Genomic DNA, 18,274 nt, shown 5'->3' on the forward strand with positions numbered 1-18,274 from the left:
ATACAATTTAATTTTATTATACAAGGNAAGTAATTACCTTTTTTCATTCAACAAAACTTTTTTGTACTTTTTTTTGAAAAAAATTCAAAGTCTTATTCCCTATCCAAAAATCTATAATGTACTTTATCCTAAACCCCCATCTCCTATCCCAAACGAGGACGCAAATATAAAACTCTTTTATCAAATAATGCAAGTGAAATGAGAAGATTTTTGCGGGAAACTTCATCAATTGGCACGATTGTTGAGTTAAGACTCTAAATACCAACACAGTAAACACAATAATTTGTTAATGGAATTTTGATTAAAAATTAAATTTATATATTTGCCAATCATTTTAATACATATACTATGTACAAAATTATATTAGAGGCTCACTCAGGGATAGCTTATCTGGCTTTAATAGCCTTGTTTGTTGCCGCTGTTAATTCCTTTTTAGGACTGGCTTCAAAGCGTACTTTTAAAAGTTCGGATAAAAGAATTGGCCTGTTTGGTCTGATTTTTACACATATTCAGTTATTAGCAGGATTAATTCTTTATTTTGTTTCCCAAAAAGGCTTTTCTATGCTGACAAGCGGGAACGCAATGGGTAATTCAGAATTACGCCTGACTGCTTTAGAGCACCCGATAATTAACATCATCGCTATTGTATTGATTACTATTGGTTGGTCAAAACATAAAAAACAAACCACTGACAAAGGGAAATTCAAATCCTTTGCTATATACTATACGATAGGATTAATTCTTGTTTTATCGAGAATTCCTTGGAAAACCTGGTTACCTGGATTGTTTAACTAAAAACATTCTCATGAGAAATATTACAAATTATATTATCGGAAGTTTCGCTTTGCTTTTGGGTTTTGTCGTGATATATAGCTTTATGCCGGCAAAATTTGAAAAAGGAAACAACGACGCAGTTATTGCTGTTTCAGAAGAACGCTATCTGGCAATGGCAGACAGCTTAGAAATGATTGCTGAAAAAAGGGAAGAAATTGAACTTTCTGAGAAAATAGAGGACATTAACCGTTCTCTGCTTGAGTTGGAAGAAGATGTTGAGTTGTTGCATTCAACAACAAAGGCTTCTTACTACCACGATAAGTTTAACAAAAGAAAAACAGCTAACGGAGAAATTTTCGACAATAACAAATTTACTGCTGCTCATAAGACCCTTCCTTTCGGTTCGCAAGTAAAAGTGACCAATTTATCGAACGGAAAATCGGTTATTGTAACGATTAACGACAGAGGTCCTTTCGTAAAAGGCAGAAAAATAGACTTGTCCAAAGCGGCATTTAAAGAAATCACGAACAGTAACTCGACGAAAAGAGGCATTCTGCAAGTGAAAATCGAGAAGTTGCCAGACGGTTACGAAAAATCCCGTGAAGAATTACTTACAGACCTGGAAGAACTGGAAACTGTGAAGCAACTCAAAGAAACTGAAAATACGCTGAAAGAATTTTCATTATAATTTACCAACCGTCATAAGGTTTTTGTGACAAATAAGCGTTATAAAACCTTATGTCGCCAGTAACTTCCTGTCCCAGCCAATCGGGAAAAATCAGGTTTTGATTTTCCGATTCTAATTCGATTTCGGCAATAATTAATCCGTCGTTTTTTCCTTCAAAAATGTCTATCTCAAATAACTGATTCTGGAAAATCACTTCATATCTGGTTTTTTCAATGATAAAATCTTCGCAAAGATTCATCAGTTGATGTGCTTCCTGAAAATCAATTTCTTTTTCCCATTCCAAACGCGTAGTTCCGGAATCATTGCTTCGACCTTTAATTGTAATAAATCCTTTATCGTTTTTAATCCTGATTCTCACGGTTCTATCCGGATTTGAACTCAGGTATCCCTGAACTATTTTAGATTTTGACTTTATATCCTGCAAAAAAGTAGTATTTTTAACCCTAAATTTTCTTTCTATCTCTTGAAGCATAGTCATAAAATTAAGCAACTATTTTGAAACAATGAAATTAAATAAAAAAACACATCAAAATACTAAACTGTCGGAAATTTTTGACAAACATATCATCGGGAATGAAGTTGTACTGGGAAACGAGTTGTATTTTATGTACGACATTGTTTCGTATTTCAGACCCGACAGACCAAAAAAAATATCTCATGTCAGCATTACCGAGCTGATTACTTATCTGATAGAGCATAATGAACATCGCATTCTGTTGGGTAATTACATCAAAAATATATTAAAAAACCGAGAATTCAGACGAATGATTTCTGACACAGGAATCCTTCAGGATTCTGATTTTTTGTATGAAGTACGGAAAAGACTTTCTGCAAAGATTTTGCCTTTTCAGCCACAGAAAGAAACGCTGGAATATGTGCTTAACCAAATATTTTTCAAAGAAACAGACTATATCTGGTTAAAGAAAATCGAGTTTCATGAGTTTATCGAGCTATTTGATTTACTGCAGTTCAAAGATATTTTTGAAGGCGATATTTCCGGAATATCACCCTTGTCGGAAACGCTTTTTGCTATGGGACTTATCACACAAAGAATGAGTGGTAGAGCGATGGAGAGTAACATTATCCGAATGGTTCCCGAATACAATCATCTCGAAAGTCCTTTTACTGCGTTTGAGCGGGAATTTCTGGAAATCGAGGGGAAAATCCGGGCAGGGGAAATCGAAGCGATGAATGCCGACGACCTCAGCTATAAACAGCTTATGGTTCTGCACAAACAGTGTGAAGATTTTGTGGAACGGGCTTTTAAGAACAGTGCCAAATACGGAATTACCATCAAGGTAAACCAAAGTCTTTTACGCATACGGCAACAGCTCGAAAGAATGAAACTGCTTCTGTCGCTTTTGGTTGCTGACAATTCTTTTGAGAGAAAGAAAAAATCTGTTAACCTTGCCGTTCAACTCATTGAGTATAACTGTTATAAAAACAATGTAAAATCTCTTGTAGATGAAAGTACGCAATTAATTTCATACGAGATTACTCAATATAACGCCAAAACCGGCGAACATTATATTACCCAAACTGCCAAAGAATATTTTAAAATGTTCCGGGCCGCTCTCGGAGCCGGTCTTGTGGTCGGTTTTTTGTGTGTTTTCAAAATTCTTCTCTCAAAAATACACACCAGTGATTTCGGATTTGCCTTTCTGTACAGCATGAATTATGCTTTCGGGTTCATTCTGATATATCTCTGCAGCTTTGCTCTTGCCACCAAGCAACCAGCAATGACGGCAACCACCATTATCAAAGCGGTCGAAGAAGGAAACAAAACCCAAACCAAATCTGCCGACAAACACTCTGCATTTGCCAATTTGTTTGCCCGGTTGTTCCGGTCGCAATTTATCGCTTTTGTAGGAAACGTGGTTATGGCATTTCCTGTGGCTTTAGTGGTTGTGTGGATTTTTGATTTGATTACCGGGATAAATATTACCGACACCAAATGGCCCACATTAATTACCGATACCAGTCCGGTGCATTCCTTAGCGATATTCCATGCGGGTATTGCCGGCGTATTTTTGTTCTTGTCGGGAATTATTTCGGGGAATGTATCCAACAAAAATAAACATAATCAGGTGTATTACCGCATACAGGAAAATCCGATTTTGAAACAAACCATCGGTAGCCGACGGGCAGGAAAACTGGCTCACTGGCTCGAGAAAAAATGGCCGGGGATTGCTTCTAACTTCTGGTTTGGTGTGTTTATGGGGAGTGCCCACCCTATCGGTATTTTCCTTGGACTGAATATCGACATCAGACACATTACTTTCGTTAGTGGGAATATTGCCTTGGGTGCCTATGGTGCTAATTTTGAATTAAGTGCCATGACCTGGTTTTGGTGCGTCTTAGGAATTGTGGTAATAGGATTTATGAACTTTATTGTAAGCTTCGGGCTTTCACTGAGTTTGGCTCTGCGTTCGAGAAATATCCCACTCAGAGAAGTAAAAGCTTTGTTCATATCCGTTTGGGCATATTTCAAAAAAAATCCGATGAAATTTTTCTTTCCATCGAAAAGTGCGAATGTAGAGGAAAATAATGTTTAGATTTGATTTTCAGAATTATATAAATTAAATCCATATGAAAAAAATATTGATTTTATTAACCGGAGCCTTAGTTTTGTCCTGTAACCAAAAGACAAAAACTAATCAGACAGAAGACTCGAAAACGGAACCTGAAACCACAACAGAAATAACCAAAAATACGGATTGGCTGATTGGGGATTGGAAAAGAATAAACGACAGACCGGAACAAGAAACTTTTGAAAGTTGGACTAAAATCAGTCCGCGGGAATATTCCGGATTTGGGTACACCATGCAGCAAAAAGACACAATAAGCCAGGAAAAAATGACCTTACTCGAATCGGACGGAAAGTGGAGTTTGTTCGTAAAAATACCGGGCGAAAAAGAAGCTACCGAGTTCAAAATAACCGAATTGAAAGACAATGAGTTTGTCTGTGTAAATGAGGCGAACGATTTTCCTAAAAAAATTGAATACCGGAGTGAAGGCGGAATGCTGACCGCTAAAATCTCTGATGAAAATGTGGAAATTCCTTTTGAATTTGAAAGAATTAAAAAATAAGTAGAGTTTATTCCATTTCACAAAAAAATCCCGACAAACGTCGGGATTTTTTGTATCTATCATTCAGAAAAAATCTTACAATTGCGGACCAGCTGCAATCAATGATTTTCCTTCTTCGTTATCGGTATATTGAACAAAGTTATTAATAAATAATTTTGCCAAATCTTTTGCTTTTGTTTCCCATTCCGATGCGTCTGCATAAGTGTTTCTTGGGTCTAAAATGTTGGTATCAACACCTTCCAAAGCTGTCGGAACTGCCAAATTAAATACCGGGACAAGGGTTGTTTCCGCATTTTCAATAGATCCGTCCAAAATACGGTCAATAATCGCACGGGTATCTTTAATCGAAATACGTTTTCCTGTTCCGTTCCAACCTGTATTTACCATATAAGCTGTCGCTTGGTGCTCTTCCATTTTCTTAACCAGTTCTTCTCCGTATTTTGTAGGGTGCAAACTTAAGAATGCTTTTCCGAAACAAGCTGAAAATGTAGGTTCAGGTTGTGTTACGCCACGCTCTGTTCCTGCCAATTTTGCCGTGAAACCGGACAAGAAAAAGTATTTTGTCTGTTCAGGAGTTAGTTTGGAAACCGGAGGCATAACGCCAAAAGCATCAGCCGTAAGGAAGATAACTTTTTTCGCATGTCCTGCTTTTGAAACCGGTCTTACAATATTTTCAATAAATTCAATCGGATAGGAAACACGAGTATTTTGCGTAACCGAACTGTCAGTAAAATCAATTTTTCCGTCAGCATCTACCGTAACGTTTTCTAACAACGCATCACGACGGATAGCTCCGTAAATTTCAGGTTCATTTTCTTTACATAAATCGATAGTTTTCGCATAGCAACCACCTTCAAAATTGAAAACACCGTCGTTGTCCCAGCCATGCTCGTCATCGCCGATTAATTCACGTTTTGGATCGGTTGATAAGGTTGTTTTTCCTGTTCCCGAAAGACCGAAAAAAACAGCTACATCTCCTTCTTTCCCTTTATTTGCCGAGCAGTGCATTGAAGCAATACCTTTTAGCGGAAGGTAATAATTCATCATCGAAAACATACCTTTTTTCATCTCACCGCCATACCAGGTTCCACCAATCAATTGAACTTTTTCAGTTAGGTTAAATGCAATATAAACTTCAGAGTTTAATCCGTGTGCTTTGTAATCTTTGAAAGACGCTTTTGAGGCATTAATTACCACAAAATCAGGCTCACCAAAGTTAGCCAACTCTTCTTCCGTAGGGCGAATAAACATATTTTTTACAAAATGTGCTTGCCACGCTACCTCCATAATAAAACGAACTTTCAAACGGGTATCTTCGTTGGCACCACAAAACGCGTCCACAACATACAGTTTTTTGCCCGATAATTGTTCTGTGGCATTTTGTTTTAATGCTTCCCAAGTTGTTTGGGAAATTGGTTTGTTATCATTTACTGCTTTTTCGGAAGTCCACCAAATGGTGTTTTCTGTAACAGCGTCTTTAACAATATATTTGTCTTTAGGCGAACGCCCGGTAAATTCGCCGGTCATTACATTGATAGCACCCAATTCCGACATTTGTCCTCTTTCAAATCCTTGTAGGTTCGGATCGGTTTCTGCGGTAAACAACTCGTCATAAGAAGGGTTATAGATGATTTCTTTTACATCAGAAATACCATATTTTTCTAAAGAAATAGCTTTTAATACGCTCATGATTTATAAAAAATGTGTGTTATGAGAATGCAAACTTAAAAATAAATTTGAAGATATTTAATGATTCACTGTTTTTTGTCTGATTATGGAAAGGAATAATACTATCCACGCAATGATTAAAAATAAACCGCCGATTGGTGTAATCGGTCCGAGGAATTTAAAACTTATTCCGCTAAGGGATTGCGTTGCCAACAGATAGATAGACCCGGAAAAGAACAGTGCACCAATTAATGTGAGCCAAAATACATTCTTTTTTTGTTTGGCAGACAAAAAACTCGTCGTTCCGACAAACAACAAAAACAAAGCGTGATACATTTGGTAACGCACTCCTGTTTCAAAACTGACTAATTGCTCTGCGGTAAGCACTTCTTTCAAGGCGTGTGCTCCGAATGCTCCCAGAATGATGCTCAGTAAGCCAAGAATCGTAGCTGTTCCGATAATCGTTTTATCCATAATTGCGAAATTTTATCAAAGGTACATTAATTTCTACAAAAGAAGTATTTTGATAACTCATTTTAAGGTTCTTTATATAAGTTTGTAACTTCGGAAATATAAAAAAGACTTATGACAACAATTATTTCAAAACGACACGCATTTAACTTTTATGGGATTTTAATTTTTGTTTCCTTGCTTTTTGGGGGAATAGGATCGTTTATCTTGTTTGAAAAACTTTTTTATCCATGATAATTAACAAGTTATCCCTTTTTTGGTTACCTTGTGATAAAATTATCTGCTGTGAAAAAATTTGTTACTATTCTTTTGCTAAGTGTTTCCTTATTTTCGTATGCCCAAGAAACGCTGAACACCATGTTTTACAACGTATTTAAGTTTCCTACCTCGCTTCCGCAAAACAGAGAACTGATTCTCAGAGATATCTTGGACGAGTACCAACCCGATTTGTTTATGGTTTGTGAATTGGTTTCAGAACAAGGTGCTGATCTTATTTTAAACACTTCTCTTCAAAACCAAACAGACACATTTGCTCGTGCCGCTTTTGTTGCTGATTTAACCAAACCCTCAGATCCGGTACAAAACATGGTTTTCTACAACACACGAAAACTCATATTGCTGGATCAACAAACCATATTAACAGCCTATCGCGACATTAGCCATTATTCATTTAAATTAAATGTAGTAAGCGACGATCCTATTTATTTGGAAGTATTTGTAGCACATTTAAAATCGAGCACCGGCACCGCCAATCAGCAAATGCGTTTACAAATGGTGGAGGAAGTAACTAATGTGTTGGAAAATCTTAATCAGCCTAATACACATGTACTTTTTGCCGGGGATTTTAATTTCTATAGAGCGAATGAACCAGGTTACCAAAAGATTTTGGACCCAACGAATGCCTTCCAGCTGATTGACCCAGCTGATGCTCCAGGTAGTTGGCACGACAACGCATCTTTCAGCAACTTGCACACACAAAGTACTCGTGTGTCTAATGCAGGATTTGGCGGCGGTACCAATGCAGGAGCAAGTGGCGGATTAGACGATCGTTTTGATTTTATTATGATGAGCGAAAACTTTAACAGTAGCACACGTTTCTCTTATGTAGATGAAAGTTACACTGCCTACGGAAATAATGGAGATTGTTTGGACAAAGACGTTAAAGATCCATCTTGCACAGGTATTTACTCTCAAACACTTAGGAACAATTTGTTTAATATGAGCGACCATTTACCGGTAGTTATGCAATTTCAAATCAACGAACCTTTGGCGGCAGTTTCTTATGGAAAAAAATCATTGATGTGGTTCGAATCTTCCAATATTACTGATGCAAATATCCACCTCGGCATTGATACAACGGTAAATCCAAACAATCAATTGACTATATACAACACTCTGGGGCAAATCGTGCAAACTATCGAAATTCGCAACCAATCAACCGTAGTGATTGAGACAGACAAACTCACTTCGGGCATGTATTTTATAAAATTAAATGGGCAATCAGAATTGTTGAGATTCATCAAAAAATAATTACGGAATATTAGCTGTTCATTTCTTTCCATTTAAAACTATTTATTTAATTTAGTGTTTTGAAAAAAACAACTAATTTTCCCCATGAAAAACATCACTTTGATTGGTGCAGGAAGATCTGCATCAAGCCTAATCAAATATCTTTTAGAACAATCATTAACCTATGACTTCCAACTTGTTGTTGCCGACCAATCCTTAGAAATTGCACAACAAAAAATCAATAATCATGCAAATGGTAAAGCCGTTGCTTTGTCTTTGGATCAAACCGAATTGCGTCAGCAACTCATCCAAAAATCTGACGTTGTAATATCGATGCTTCCGGCATTTATGCACACAACCATTGCTGAGGATTGTTTGGCTTTTGGCAAACATTTGGTTACTGCATCATACATCAGCAAGGAAATGAAAGCCTTGGACGAACAAGCTAAAGCAAAAGGTCTTATTTTTATGAACGAATGCGGACTCGATCCAGGCATTGACCACATGAGCGCCATGAAAGTTATTGACGAAATCAGAGAAAAAGGCGGGAAAATGCTTTTGTTTGAATCTTTTTGTGGCGGATTGGTAGCACCAGAATCTGATACCAATTTGTGGAATTATAAATTCACTTGGAATCCGAGAAATGTAGTGTTAGCCGGGCAAGGTGGAGCCGCCAAATTTATCCAAGAAGGCAAATACAAATATATTCCGTACCATAAACTCTTTCGTCGCACCGAGTTTTTTCATGTTGAAGGCTATGGGAAATTTGAGGGATATGCTAACCGAGATTCGCTTAATTACCGCAGTATATATGGCTTAGACGATATTCTTACTTTGTACAGAGGAACTATCCGAAGGGTTGGTTTTTCCAGAGCTTGGAATATGTTTGTGCAATTGGGAATGACGGACGACAGCTACATCATGGAAGATTCGGAAAATATGAGCTACCGCGAATTTATCAACTCTTTTTTACCGTTTAGCCATACCGATACCGTGGAATTAAAAACCAGATATATGCTTGGTATTGAACAAGATGACGAGCAGTGGGACATGTTGGTTGAATTAGACATTTTTAATCCTGACAAAATTGTTGGATTGAAAGAGGCAACGCCAGCCCAAATCCTGGAAAAAATATTGGCCGAAAGTTGGAAGTTAGCCCCTGAAGACAAAGACATGATCGTGATGTATCACAAATTTGGCTATGAACTAAACGGCGAGAAAAAACAAATTGACGCCAAAATGGTGACTATCGGTGAAGACCAAACCTATACTGCCATGGCAAAAACCGTGGGCTTGCCTGTCGGAATTGTTTCTTTGCAGATTTTGACCGGAAAAATTAAAACGCCGGGCGTGCAACTTCCGATTAGTAAAGAAGTTTACGAACCTGTTTTAGCAGAATTAGAACAGCAAGGCATTCATTTTTCAGAAATGGAAGTGCCTTATGTTGGGTATTAACCTCTGTTGGAAAAATTAAAAATGTACTGAGTTCTTACTTCAACTTCGAGTAATTTTCGTAGTGAAAAAAAAGGAACATTGTTACGAAAACAAAAGGCTTCTCGATACAAATTTCCTTCACTTCGTTACAGAAATTTTACTCGAAGTGACGAATGAGAGTAATTTTGCAAAGATGCAATATTCGTGCTAAAAAACTCAGTTTACTCGTCAGTTCGAGTGGTTTTTCTTCGTTCCATACCTGTGAAATATCAGGACGAAGAAAAATTGTATCGAGAACTCAATAATAAAACTTCTCAATACAAAATTTCCTCCACTTTGTTTCATAAATTTTACTCGAAGTGACTAAAGTATATTTTTGTGATGGACCGAATTAAAAATCGGGTTATTTAATAAACCGAACAATAACAGGATAAAAGTTTTTTACCGTCCCTTTGGAAATACGTATTATGTTCGCAATCACATAGCATAAATTAACTGTTCCAAGAATATAAATGACAATCGAAGATAATCCCATATTAAAAATTATTTCGCTGTGAATAATTTTATCTACGAATACGGAAGAATAAACAATAACCGAATAGAGAATTTGAAAATTCAGAATGTTTTTTCCCTGTTCGTGCACATGATTTATTTTGTTTTTATTTGATAACCAAAGTATTAATGGTAAAATAATATTTCCTAAAGGTAAAACATACCCCAGCATTACTGACAGGTGTAGCCAAATCAGAAAGGTGTTATCTTCAATTTTTTCAAAGTTGATAATTTCGTCCGGGGTTACTCCCAGTGCATCACAAATCAGTTTGAGTGTGGCTCCTCGCGGAGTGGTTTCGTTGTTTTCAATACGCTGAATCGTGCGTACATTTACTTTTGCCGAATCGGCTAATTGTTCCTGAGATAAAGCTTTTTGCTTTCTTAATTGTGTAATTTTTGTTCCAATAGTTTCCATATAAATTTCGATTAAATTTTATACCGCAAAACTATTTCCGGCAACAACAACTCCTTACGGCAACAGCACGACATTTTCCCGACATTTGTGTCAAAACACTCAAAATCAGGCTAATTTTACTACATAAAATCAAAAAAAGAAAAACACAGAGAACTAAAGAACCTGTGTTGTTTTTAGATTCCGAACCAAGTCCGGAATAGGAATCATTTGAACATATTCCTTCCTTAATATTATAGTCAAAGTCTTGTTTCTTGCTTCTTATCGTTTGAAAATTTTTTTAATAGCAAACTGCAATAGAAAGGTGTAAATAAGACTTTTTAGACCTTTGCTTTTTCCTAATGCGAGTCCGATTTTAGTTACGGAAGGAAGCAGAGATTTAACCGTATTACCAACCGAGAGATTAGAAAAACCTCTTTTGGTCTGATTAAAAGTCTGAAATATTTTTTGTTTGTGGATTTCCCTTTCAACACTCAATATTTCCAAATCTCTTTCTATTTCTTGGTATGAAGAGTAGTTTTTATTCATCAGCATCATTTTTATAGAACAGCCTTGTGTATCCTCTGATGATTGCAGGGTCAACAAACTTGCGGCTCAGGTAAAGCACAAGCACTGCAAGCAAAAGGTATATTCCCGCCACAACCAACAGCCCGTAAACCATTCCACCCAAAGCGTTTCCAATGGCAACTACTGCCGCTACCGACAAAAAGAAAAGGGCAAATGCAACCATAATGGTAATCAGCACCAGTCTGGCTACGGTACCGGAAACCTTAGCTGCGGTCTTTAAAGACCACAGCTTATAGTATTCCGCTGTTTTGTCGAAATATCCTTCCGTTTCTGTCTTAATAAGCTCTAAACGCTCGGTAAGTCCTTTCTTAACAGGCATTTCTTATTATTTGGTTTGTTTCTTTACTTCTGCGGCCGCATCACTTGCCTTTTTTTTCAAATCTTTCAATTTATTTTCCAAGGCATTAATAATATCTTCCGATTTATCCTCGGCACTGTCCACCAATGCACTTATTGTAGATTCAAAATCTCTTTTGTTGGTGTTCAACGCAGATTTTACCTGAGTTTTCAAATCATCAAACTTTCTGTTTAATTCATCGGTACCATCTTTGAACCCTTTTCCGATTCTTTTTCTGGTTTCCTCCCCTTTTTCAGGTGCCATCAAAATTCCTGCAACAGCTCCAACTGCTGCTCCTGCCAAAATCGCTACTAATGTATTACCTGTTTTGCTCATAACTATATTATTTTTTTAAGGTTTATGTCTTACAAATATAGGCAAAAATCAGGCGAAATTTAGTTAAATCAGGGTTAAATTAATTCTTTTTGAGCAAATTTTGCCTATTTCTTATGTAAAAGTAATTCGTTGAGTTTATCGTAAATAAGGTTATATTCAAAGCCTTTTCTGAGGAAATAAGCCGTCCATTTCTGCTTTTTTTTAGATAAATCTTTTTCCCGGATATCAATCCATTTTTTTACTGCGGCTTTTTCAAAGTTTTCCAAATAATCTTCTTCGTCCAGCAGTTTAATTGCCTTGTTGATATTATATTTTGAAATTTCCCTCATCTTGAGCTCCTGCTCAATCCGGATTTTTCCCCAGTTTTTTATGCGATGTTTTCCGCGGGCAAAAGCAACCGCAAAACGTTCTTCATTCAGGTAATTATTCGCAATCAAATGAGCAATAATATGGTCGCTCGCCTCTTGCTGCATTCCTAACGACCGTAGCTTTTGATGAACCTCTTTGTGGCATCGCTCCTGATAGGCACAATATTGCTCTAATTTCTTACGGGCGGCTTCAACATCTATATAATCACTCACTATTTAATGCCTAATTTTTGGTGCGTTTCAGCAATTGCTCTTTCATTTTTTTCGTCTATCCATTCCTGCCCTTTTCTTCGTCGCATAAAATTATCGTAATGCCTCATTATGGCTACATTGTATGCCGCTTTCAGCAAAAATTTAGGATTTCTCGGAAAAGCTCTCAAACTCATCGAGAAACTCGGCGTGAGATATTTCATATAATGCCAGTAACCCTCAGGCATATACATCATTTCGCCGTGCTTGAGGTTACAAACATAGCCTTGTGCTCGTTTGAGTGCCGGGAATTTATCAAAATCAGGGTTGTCAAAATCAATGTCTTCTCTGGATATCAGCGAATGCGGAACTTTATACATATAAGGTGTTTCGCTCGGCGGAAAAATGATACATTGTTTTTCACCATGGAAATGAAAATGCAAAATATTGGAATAATCAATATCAAAGTGCATAAAAACCTTTGAGTTTTCGCCTCCGAAGAAAAGCATCGGCAGTTGTCTGACCAATCGCAAACCGATATCCGGCCACTTGAAATCTTCCCGAAGCTGCGGCACTTCTTTCATTAAATTATACAGAAATATGCGGTAGTTTGTTGGTTCTTTTTCAAGCAAATCGACATAATCGCTCATTTTCATCTCGGCATGAGCTTCATTGAAACCATCTTCTGCCCGCACTGGGCGGTCGTCATACAAAGGCACTATCTTGTCTCCGGCAATTTGTTTGATATATTCCAGATGCCACTTATCATACGCCGGCCAGTCTTCCGTCAATCGCTCAATAACAACCGGAATCTGTGGCTTGATATAATTATTCATAAAATCTTTCTTACTTATGGTGCTAACCCTTTCTATTGGCTTAAGGTTCAACTGTTCCATTTGCGGAATTATTTAGAATTGTTTTACATAACAAATTTACAAAATCTTAATCATACATCAACCTTTATTTAACATCCAAATACGAATTTATTGATGTATGTCAATGAATAATTCTACGGTATATGGTACTTTTGCATTCAAATATTAAAAATACTATTATGAATTTGATAGAAGCATTGCACTGGAGATATGCCACCAAACGAATGAACGGCAAAGAAGTTCCTCAACAACTGGTAGATGAAATTATCGAGGCTGCTCACTTAGCTCCTACCTCATCGGGTTTACAGCCATTTAAAATCATTTCGGTGTCCAATCCCGAGATGAAAAGAGAGATACAAAAAGTAGCTTATAACCAACCTCAAATCGTGGAGGGTTCTCACGTATTGGTATTTGCCGCTTGGGATAAATACTCTGACGAGCGTATTGACAACATTTTCAATCACATGAATGCCGAAAGAGGATTGTCATCATCAGCTACGGATGATTATGTAAAAGGGCTTAAAGCAACGTTTGCCAACATGACCGAAGAACAACAAGCTGCTCATGCCGCCAAACAAGCTTATATAGGATTTGGAATGGCGATTGCAGCTGCGGCGATGTTGCAAGTTGATGCTACTCCGATGGAAGGGTTTGTTAATAGTGAATTAGACAAACTGCTCGGATTAGACAAAAAAGGATTGAAATCAACAACGCTACTTGCCTTGGGATATCGTGATGCAGATAATGACTGGTTGGTTGATTTGAAAAAAGTAAGACAGCCGAAAGATAAATTCCTGACGGAAATTTTTTAAAGCCAATTAGCTTTAAGCTATAGGCAGTAAGCCTTAGGCTATAAGCAACAACCTGCAAAATTTACACTTTGCAGGTTGTTTTTTGTTTACTGATACTAAACAATAAGTTGCTTAATGCCAAAAGCTTTAATTCACATACGAATTGTTGGTCAAATCTACATCGGTCATGAGCATCGACGGGTCGATAACAACCGCTTTTATTTTTTTGTCGGTATTTATTTCAAACGAATAATTCGGATTTGCCCAGCCCCAAGGCGACAAAACGGTTCTTTGTATTTCAGGATATGGGTTTGGTTTTTCCCAACGCAGCAAATCATTCGGAATATAAAAACTTTCGTTGCTATCATCTTCATACACCACCATCAAATCAATCGGCATAGGCATTTCGCCTATTCTTTCTAACGTTATTGTGGAATTGTCTACCGATTTTATGGCATAATCTACTGTTTTGGTGGTTTGTGTCCAATCGATAAAATACCAGTCCAGCTGAGCCCCGCTGACTTTTTCTGCGGTGCGTTTGAAATCATTAGGTGTCGGGTGTGAAAAACGATAGTCGTAATAAAATCTTTTGAGCGATTGCATCGTATTTTCCCAACCGATAACGTATGCCAACTGTGTAATGAATATTGCCCCTTTGGTGTAGGCTGCAATTCCATAACTCAGGTTAGACGCATATCTGTCGGCATGAGTTGTCAACGGCTCTTCTTTCCCGGTTTGCACGAGATAGTAATAATTGCCATACATGGTTTGGAAAGGGTTGGCATCTTCCTGCTCGTGTTTTTCCATTATCTGATTAACCGCCAAATCAGAAATAAAAGACGTAAAACCCTCGTCCATCCAAGGGTGTTTGCTCTCGTTTGTCGCCAACATATGCTGAAACCACATGTGTGCCAGCTCATGTGCCGTCACACCAATCAAACTCGCTAAGTTTCGTTCGCCTGTAATCAGTGTACACATAGCGTATTCCATACCGCCGTCGCCACCTTGGATAACGGAATATTGCTTATAAGGATATTCTCCGACAACTGTTTCAAAATATTTCATCAAATCGGCGGTTTTGGGTTGTAATTTTTTCCAGTTTGCTTTGATTTTTTCATTGTCTTTATAGAAAAAATGCAGTTCGATACCGTTGTCGGTTATCAATATGTCGTGGATATAATCCGGGTCAGCTCCCCAGGCAAAATCATGTACGTTTGGTGCCACGAAATGCCAAGTCAATTCTTTTGTTTTCCGAGGGTGTTTTACATTAACTCCTTCGTCTTCATAGCCGTGTCCGATTTCATTTTTGTTTTGCAAATAGCCCGATGCACCAATAGTATAATTTTTATCAATCGTAATTTTCACATCAAAATCACCCCAAACGCCGTGGAATTCCCTTGCGATATATGGGTCGGCATGCCAGCCTTCAAAATCATATTCTGCCATTTTAGGATACCATTGCGTCATCGACAAAGCAATGCCTTCACTGGAGTTTCGTCCGGCACGACGTACCATTACCGGCACTTGCCCTTCAAAATCCATGGTCAGCAAAGTAGATTTTCCCGGCAATAAAGGCTTGGCTAAATCGACTTCCAGAATTGTTCCGATTACTTTGGTTTGCAAAACTGTTCCGTCTTGTTTTAGGTTATTTACTTTTAAAAAGCCGATTTCATTGGGTTTCAGCTCGCCGATTGAGCTTATTGACACTTCTTCGCCATGTTCATCTTTTATTTTTTTGACCATTCTTTTGTCCGGATCCTCAATGGTTGTCAAACGGGCGTCCATTTCGCTCCCGGGCTGGAACGCATTAAAATATAAATGGTAAAAAACCCGTTGCAAAGTATCGGGCGAGTTGTTGGTATAAGTCAATGCTTGTGTACCGGTGTAGGTGTAGTTTTCCACATTCATGTGTACATCCATTTTGTAATCAACGTACTGCTGCCAATAACCCGGATTGGGATTGTTGTGCTGAGCATAAACAGATGTGGACAAGGCAATTAGGAAAAGAAAAAGGGTTTTCATCTTAGGTCTTGTTTTCGTAATTAATTTATAATTCGGTATCTAAGTGGCTAAGATAATTTAAAAAATGTAAAAACGAAATATTTATAATGAACTTAAACCCTATTTCAATGATTAAGTTGATTAAAAAACTGGATAAAAAGTCGTCGCTGTATAGCTATAAGTATCTTTATATACTGTCAGATTCCTACGGAATGACAAGTTTGCGTGTTCGGAATTTCACTGAAAGTTAAACATCATCATAATCAATAACCACTTCGTCTGTAATGGCATAGGATTGGCAGGACAATATCAATCCATCTTCGATTTCTTCGTCGGTCAGGATATGGTTGCTAATCATCTCTACACCGCCTTCGACCACGCGGCACATACACGAGCTGCAAATTCCACCCTGGCAAGAATATGGAGCATCAATGCCTTGTTTCAAAGCCGCAGACAGAATATCTGTTTTTTTGTCCACAGAAAAAGTTGTTGTCACGCCATCAACGGTAACGGTTAGCTGTGCCTGACCTTCCGTTTGCACTTCCACCTGATTGTCCATCGGGGTAAACAATTCAAATTTTATCCGATCTTTATCCACACCGTTTTCTTCCAAAATGCTGCTTGTTTTGTGAATCAAATCTTCGGGACCACAAACATAATAAGCGTCAAAAACATGGTCTTTGTGCTTGTTTTTAGCAACAAAATTAATCAAGGGTTTGTCAATACGTCCAAAGTGAGCACCATCGGACTGGGCTCTGGTAAAGGTAAAGTATGGATAGAAATTATCCGGGTATTTTTCCTGCAATGCCAAAATCTGCTGATGGAAAATGGTTTCTTCCACATTTCGGTTACCGTAAATCAATACCGCTTTGCTTTTGGGTTCATTTTCCAGCACACTTTGAATGATAGAAATAACAGGCGTGATTCCGCTTCCGGCAGCAATCGTCAGGATATTTCTTTCTTTGGTGGTATCCGGCTCGAAAACAAACCGACCTTCGGGCGTGCCTACTTCGAGTACATCTCCTGTTTTCAACTGGGTGTTGGCAAATTTAGAAAAAATTCCGTTTTCGAGTTCTTTCACTACAATTCTCAGCTCATCACTGTTCGGGGACGAACAAACGGAATAAGACCGTCTGATTTCTTCACCTTCGTGAATATATTTAATATTGATATATTGCCCGGAAACAAACTGGTAATCAGTCTTTAAGTTATCCGGAACGGCAAATGAAACAGAAACCGATTTGGGTGTTTCTCTTCTGACATCAATAACTTGTAGTGAATGGAATGTGGACATAATCTAAAATTTCATGCAAAGTTACGTTTTTTACATATTCTACAAATGATAAAAATCATATTATAAAAACAAAAAAACCGCCTCTTGGGCGGTTCTTCTTGATGGTTAGTCGAATTTTCTAGCAGATACTTTGACATTTTGACTCTCCTTTTCTCATTCTTCCGTAAAATACCATTCGTTACAATTGTGGTATTGTTCAATGCAAGATTTTACAGCATTCATATAAGTATCCATAGCTTTATTTCTTTCACTTGTTATATATGATTCAGAATGTGTTCCTTCTTTTTTCAAATCCACTAAAGCATGAATTTTGCTTGCATAAGCATCGCTTGCGGACCGTCTGCTCTCTGTAAAAGTTTCTATACAGTTGTTGTATCCATAGATAGAATCCTCCATAAAAACCTTTCTAAACAACTCTTGGTCTTGGAATTTTTTCTGACTTTACGCATTTCTTCGTCTAATTCCGCTTGTTTGACATTAATGCGGTTAATGCTCTCTACTAAAGTTTTATATTGAGTTACAGCATCTTCAACTGATTCAAAACCAGAATCGTCTATTCTTTCTGAAATCCATTCCTCAAAATCAGAAGCAGGTTCTTTGAAATTGAAAAACTCAAATTCCTCAGGAGTTTTCTCAACAAACTTGCCAAAAATATCCATGTGCTCGGAATATTCATCGGAATTGCTGAAAGCAATATGTTTTTCTAACATCTCTTTGTACGACTCGTCATTTCGTATGTCTGACGCTGTTTGTGCATGAACAGTTACTCCTAAAAATAGGGTAATAATTAAAATCAATTTTTCCATAATCCTTTTTTAAATTTTCATTCTTAGATTACCAACTTCGCCAGGTAATAAGTTTTATATTAATGACAACGCAGGAAATAAAGGATAAATTGTATTATTTAAATTTTTGTAT

General features: G+C 37.4%; 20 protein-coding genes. 7 read left to right on the forward strand and 13 right to left on the reverse strand.

Annotation, left to right across the window (positions count from 1 at the left end):
* The first annotated feature begins 348 nt into the window (after positions 1-348).
* Positions 349-795, forward strand: coding sequence for a hypothetical protein (locus tag CDL10_RS01190; RefSeq protein ID WP_100676833.1), 447 nt, complete (start codon positions 349-351; stop codon positions 793-795).
* Positions 796-946: 151 nt separating this feature from the next.
* Complete coding sequence (locus CDL10_RS01195) at positions 947-1,462, forward strand: septal ring lytic transglycosylase RlpA family protein (RefSeq protein ID WP_207760156.1); 516 nt, start codon at positions 947-949, stop codon at positions 1,460-1,462.
* A gap of 1 nt (position 1,463) precedes the next feature.
* On the opposite strand, the gene CDL10_RS01200 is transcribed toward CDL10_RS01195, so the two are convergent.
* Positions 1,464-1,934, reverse strand: coding sequence for a CYTH domain-containing protein (locus CDL10_RS01200; RefSeq protein WP_100676834.1), 471 nt, complete (start codon positions 1,932-1,934; stop codon positions 1,464-1,466).
* A gap of 31 nt (positions 1,935-1,965) precedes the next feature.
* Between CDL10_RS01200 and CDL10_RS01205 the strand changes: the two genes are divergently transcribed.
* The gene (locus CDL10_RS01205) at positions 1,966-4,017 is read left to right on the forward strand and encodes a recombinase (RefSeq protein ID WP_100676835.1); all 2,052 of its coding nucleotides are present in this window, start codon (positions 1,966-1,968) and stop codon (positions 4,015-4,017) included.
* 34 nt (positions 4,018-4,051) lie between these two features.
* The gene (locus tag CDL10_RS01210; protein ID WP_207760130.1) at positions 4,052-4,552 is read left to right on the forward strand and encodes a DUF6265 family protein; all 501 of its coding nucleotides are present in this window, start codon (positions 4,052-4,054) and stop codon (positions 4,550-4,552) included.
* A gap of 75 nt (positions 4,553-4,627) precedes the next feature.
* Here the strand turns inward: CDL10_RS01210 and pckA are convergent, their stop codons facing one another.
* Together pckA and CDL10_RS01220 are read right to left on the reverse strand one after the other, a co-directional pair.
* Positions 4,628-6,241 (reverse strand): phosphoenolpyruvate carboxykinase (ATP), encoded by a 1,614-nt coding sequence (gene pckA / locus CDL10_RS01215; protein ID WP_100676836.1) that lies wholly within the window; start codon positions 6,239-6,241, stop codon positions 4,628-4,630.
* A 57-nt stretch (positions 6,242-6,298) separates the two neighbouring features.
* Complete coding sequence (locus CDL10_RS01220) at positions 6,299-6,694, reverse strand: DUF423 domain-containing protein (protein WP_100676837.1); 396 nt, start codon at positions 6,692-6,694, stop codon at positions 6,299-6,301.
* Positions 6,695-6,976: 282 nt separating this feature from the next.
* On the opposite strand from CDL10_RS01220, the gene CDL10_RS01225 reads away from it, so the two are divergent.
* Together CDL10_RS01225 and CDL10_RS01230 are read left to right on the forward strand one after the other, a co-directional pair.
* Positions 6,977-8,221, forward strand: a complete 1,245-nt coding sequence (locus tag CDL10_RS01225; RefSeq protein ID WP_100676838.1) for a T9SS type A sorting domain-containing protein — start codon at positions 6,977-6,979, stop codon at positions 8,219-8,221.
* An 84-nt stretch (positions 8,222-8,305) separates the two neighbouring features.
* Positions 8,306-9,655, forward strand: coding sequence for a saccharopine dehydrogenase family protein (locus CDL10_RS01230; RefSeq protein WP_100676839.1), 1,350 nt, complete (start codon positions 8,306-8,308; stop codon positions 9,653-9,655).
* 382 nt (positions 9,656-10,037) lie between these two features.
* Here the strand turns inward: CDL10_RS01230 and CDL10_RS01235 are convergent, their stop codons facing one another.
* From CDL10_RS01235 to CDL10_RS01260, 6 genes are all read right to left on the reverse strand, one after another.
* A complete protein-coding gene (locus CDL10_RS01235; protein WP_100676840.1) occupies positions 10,038-10,601 on the reverse strand; it encodes a helix-turn-helix domain-containing protein in 564 nt (187 codons plus the stop codon).
* Between the two features lie 258 nt (positions 10,602-10,859).
* Positions 10,860-11,126, reverse strand: coding sequence for a DUF6327 family protein (locus tag CDL10_RS01240; protein ID WP_207760131.1), 267 nt, complete (start codon positions 11,124-11,126; stop codon positions 10,860-10,862).
* Complete coding sequence (locus tag CDL10_RS01245; RefSeq protein ID WP_100676841.1) at positions 11,119-11,484, reverse strand: hypothetical protein; 366 nt, start codon at positions 11,482-11,484, stop codon at positions 11,119-11,121. Before CDL10_RS01245 ends, CDL10_RS01240 begins: the two co-directional genes overlap by 8 nt.
* 6 nt (positions 11,485-11,490) lie before the next feature.
* The gene (locus CDL10_RS01250) at positions 11,491-11,838 is read right to left on the reverse strand and encodes a YtxH domain-containing protein (protein ID WP_100676842.1); all 348 of its coding nucleotides are present in this window, start codon (positions 11,836-11,838) and stop codon (positions 11,491-11,493) included.
* A 104-nt stretch (positions 11,839-11,942) separates the two neighbouring features.
* Entirely contained in the window at positions 11,943-12,419 is a 477-nt protein-coding gene (locus tag CDL10_RS01255) for a regulatory protein RecX (RefSeq protein ID WP_394363825.1), read from the reverse strand.
* Positions 12,419-13,291: a cupin-like domain-containing protein gene (locus CDL10_RS01260; RefSeq protein ID WP_100676843.1), complete on the reverse strand. Its 873-nt coding sequence runs from the start codon at positions 13,289-13,291 to the stop codon at positions 12,419-12,421. The genes CDL10_RS01255 and CDL10_RS01260 overlap by 1 nt, the downstream gene beginning before the upstream one ends.
* A gap of 158 nt (positions 13,292-13,449) precedes the next feature.
* Here CDL10_RS01260 and CDL10_RS01265 point away from each other — a divergent pair, with 158 nt between their 5' ends.
* Positions 13,450-14,082: a nitroreductase family protein gene (locus tag CDL10_RS01265; protein ID WP_100676844.1), complete on the forward strand. Its 633-nt coding sequence runs from the start codon at positions 13,450-13,452 to the stop codon at positions 14,080-14,082.
* Positions 14,083-14,208: 126 nt separating this feature from the next.
* On the opposite strand, the gene CDL10_RS01270 is transcribed toward CDL10_RS01265, so the two are convergent.
* The 4 genes from CDL10_RS01270 to CDL10_RS01285 all read right to left on the reverse strand — a co-directional run bounded on the left by CDL10_RS01270 (position 14,209) and on the right by CDL10_RS01285 (position 18,162).
* Positions 14,209-16,083, reverse strand: a complete 1,875-nt coding sequence (locus CDL10_RS01270) for a M1 family metallopeptidase (RefSeq protein ID WP_100676845.1) — start codon at positions 16,081-16,083, stop codon at positions 14,209-14,211.
* 226 nt (positions 16,084-16,309) lie between these two features.
* Positions 16,310-17,356 (reverse strand): ferredoxin--NADP reductase, encoded by a 1,047-nt coding sequence (locus CDL10_RS01275; protein ID WP_100676846.1) that lies wholly within the window; start codon positions 17,354-17,356, stop codon positions 16,310-16,312.
* A 153-nt stretch (positions 17,357-17,509) separates the two neighbouring features.
* On the reverse strand, positions 17,510-17,752 hold the full coding sequence (locus CDL10_RS01280; RefSeq protein WP_100676847.1) for a hypothetical protein: 243 nt from the start codon (positions 17,750-17,752) through the stop codon (positions 17,510-17,512).
* Positions 17,716-18,162: a hypothetical protein gene (locus CDL10_RS01285; RefSeq protein WP_100676848.1), complete on the reverse strand. Its 447-nt coding sequence runs from the start codon at positions 18,160-18,162 to the stop codon at positions 17,716-17,718. The genes CDL10_RS01280 and CDL10_RS01285 overlap by 37 nt, the downstream gene beginning before the upstream one ends.
* Between the last annotated feature and the right edge of the window lie 112 nt (positions 18,163-18,274).

This window comes from Avrilella dinanensis (assembly GCF_002807015.1).
GTDB lineage: Bacteria > Bacteroidota > Bacteroidia > Flavobacteriales > Flavobacteriaceae > Flavobacterium > Flavobacterium dinanensis.

Bases quoted from the DNA above. Each gene is read 5' to 3' on its own strand.
- CDL10_RS01280 (WP_100676847.1), bottom strand. From the start codon at position 17,752: ATGGAGGATTCTATCTATGGATACAACAACTGTATAGAAACTTTTACA.
- CDL10_RS01205 (WP_100676835.1), top strand. From the start codon at position 1,966: ATGAAATTAAATAAAAAAACACATCAAAATACTAAACTGTCGGAAATT.
- CDL10_RS01190 (WP_100676833.1), top strand. From the start codon at position 349: ATGTACAAAATTATATTAGAGGCTCACTCAGGGATAGCTTATCTGGCT.
- CDL10_RS01275 (WP_100676846.1), bottom strand. From the start codon at position 17,356: ATGTCCACATTCCATTCACTACAAGTTATTGATGTCAGAAGAGAAACA.
- CDL10_RS01260 (WP_100676843.1), bottom strand. From the start codon at position 13,291: ATGGAACAGTTGAACCTTAAGCCAATAGAAAGGGTTAGCACCATAAGT.
- CDL10_RS01285 (WP_100676848.1), bottom strand. From the start codon at position 18,162: ATGGAAAAATTGATTTTAATTATTACCCTATTTTTAGGAGTAACTGTT.
- CDL10_RS01245 (WP_100676841.1), bottom strand. From the start codon at position 11,484: ATGCCTGTTAAGAAAGGACTTACCGAGCGTTTAGAGCTTATTAAGACA.
- CDL10_RS01195 (WP_207760156.1), top strand. From the start codon at position 947: ATGGCAGACAGCTTAGAAATGATTGCTGAAAAAAGGGAAGAAATTGAA.
- CDL10_RS01270 (WP_100676845.1), bottom strand. From the start codon at position 16,083: ATGAAAACCCTTTTTCTTTTCCTAATTGCCTTGTCCACATCTGTTTAT.
- CDL10_RS01210 (WP_207760130.1), top strand. From the start codon at position 4,052: ATGAAAAAAATATTGATTTTATTAACCGGAGCCTTAGTTTTGTCCTGT.
- CDL10_RS01220 (WP_100676837.1), bottom strand. From the start codon at position 6,694: ATGGATAAAACGATTATCGGAACAGCTACGATTCTTGGCTTACTGAGC.
- CDL10_RS01250 (WP_100676842.1), bottom strand. From the start codon at position 11,838: ATGAGCAAAACAGGTAATACATTAGTAGCGATTTTGGCAGGAGCAGCA.
- CDL10_RS01200 (WP_100676834.1), bottom strand. From the start codon at position 1,934: ATGCTTCAAGAGATAGAAAGAAAATTTAGGGTTAAAAATACTACTTTT.
- CDL10_RS01235 (WP_100676840.1), bottom strand. From the start codon at position 10,601: ATGGAAACTATTGGAACAAAAATTACACAATTAAGAAAGCAAAAAGCT.
- CDL10_RS01230 (WP_100676839.1), top strand. From the start codon at position 8,306: ATGAAAAACATCACTTTGATTGGTGCAGGAAGATCTGCATCAAGCCTA.
- CDL10_RS01265 (WP_100676844.1), top strand. From the start codon at position 13,450: ATGAATTTGATAGAAGCATTGCACTGGAGATATGCCACCAAACGAATG.
- pckA (WP_100676836.1), bottom strand. From the start codon at position 6,241: ATGAGCGTATTAAAAGCTATTTCTTTAGAAAAATATGGTATTTCTGAT.
- CDL10_RS01240 (WP_207760131.1), bottom strand. From the start codon at position 11,126: ATGAATAAAAACTACTCTTCATACCAAGAAATAGAAAGAGATTTGGAA.